The sequence below is a fragment of the Azospirillum formosense genome (assembly GCF_013340925.1).
Lineage (GTDB): Bacteria > Pseudomonadota > Alphaproteobacteria > Azospirillales > Azospirillaceae > Azospirillum > Azospirillum formosense.
Genome location: NZ_WHOR01000524.1, coordinates 1 through 918, shown reverse-complemented (window position 1 = coordinate 918; position 918 = coordinate 1). Strand labels below are relative to the sequence as shown.

Genomic DNA, 918 nt, shown 5'->3' with positions numbered 1-918 from the left:
AGCGTGGACTTGCCCGCCCCGTTGGCGCCCAGCAGGGCCACCGCCTCCCCCGCCGCCACGGACAGCGACAGGTGGTCCACGGCGACCGCCCCGCCATAGCCGGCGGTCAGCCCCTCGACCTGCAACAGGGGGTCGCTTATCATGCCCCCTCCCCCAAATAGGCGGCGACCACCGCGGGGTCGTTGCGCACCCCATCCGGTGGGCCTTCGTAGAGCGGGCGCCCCTGGTCCAGGCACAGCACATGGCCGGCGAGCGGCAGCAGGAAGCCCATGTCGTGCTCCACCACCAGCAGCGCGGTGCCCGTGGCGGCGATGGCGCGCAGATGACCGGCCAGTTCCGCCTTCTCCCCGTCGGTCAGCCCCGCGGCCGGCTCGTCGAGCAGCAGCACGGCGGGCTGGCGGGCCAGCGCGCGGGCCAGTTCCACCCGGCGGCGCAGGGCCGCGGGCAGACCGGCGCAGGGCCTAGCGGCGAGGTCCGCCGCACCCAGCCGCTCCAGCGCCCACAGGGCGTGCGCCTCGGCCTGGGCGATCGAGCCGTCGCGCTCCAGCCGCGCCGCGGCCACGGCGGCCAGGACGCTGGCGCCCTCCGGCAGGCTGACCGCTTGGAAGGTCCGGGCAATCCCGGCGCGGGCGATGCGGTCGGGCCGCTTTCCCGCCAAATCCACATTGCCCATCAGCACCCGCCCGCCATCCGGAGTCTCAAGGCCGGAGATCAGGTTGACCAGCGTCGTCTTGCCGGAGCCGTTGGGGCCGATCAGCCCGGTGATGGTCCCGGCCCCCAGAGTCAGCGACACACCATCCACCGCCCGCACCCCGCCGAAGCCCTTGGTCAGCCCCTCCACCCGCAGCAGGGGACCCGTCGGGATGGCCGTTTCCGGCGGAGCTTTGGGCTTCGGCGGGGTGCGGGCGGTGGATGGTG

General features: G+C 74.5%; 2 protein-coding genes. Both read right to left on the bottom strand.

Going from position 1 to position 918, the window contains the following annotated elements; translation table 11 throughout:
* The coding region (locus GBZ26_RS29585) for an ATP-binding cassette domain-containing protein (protein WP_174441826.1) at positions 1-143 on the bottom strand (143 nt) is incomplete at its 3' end.
* Positions 140-918, bottom strand: a 779-nt coding sequence (locus GBZ26_RS29580; RefSeq protein ID WP_211105019.1) for an ABC transporter ATP-binding protein, incomplete at its 5' end; no start/stop codon positions are given. The genes GBZ26_RS29580 and GBZ26_RS29585, both read right to left, overlap by 4 nt.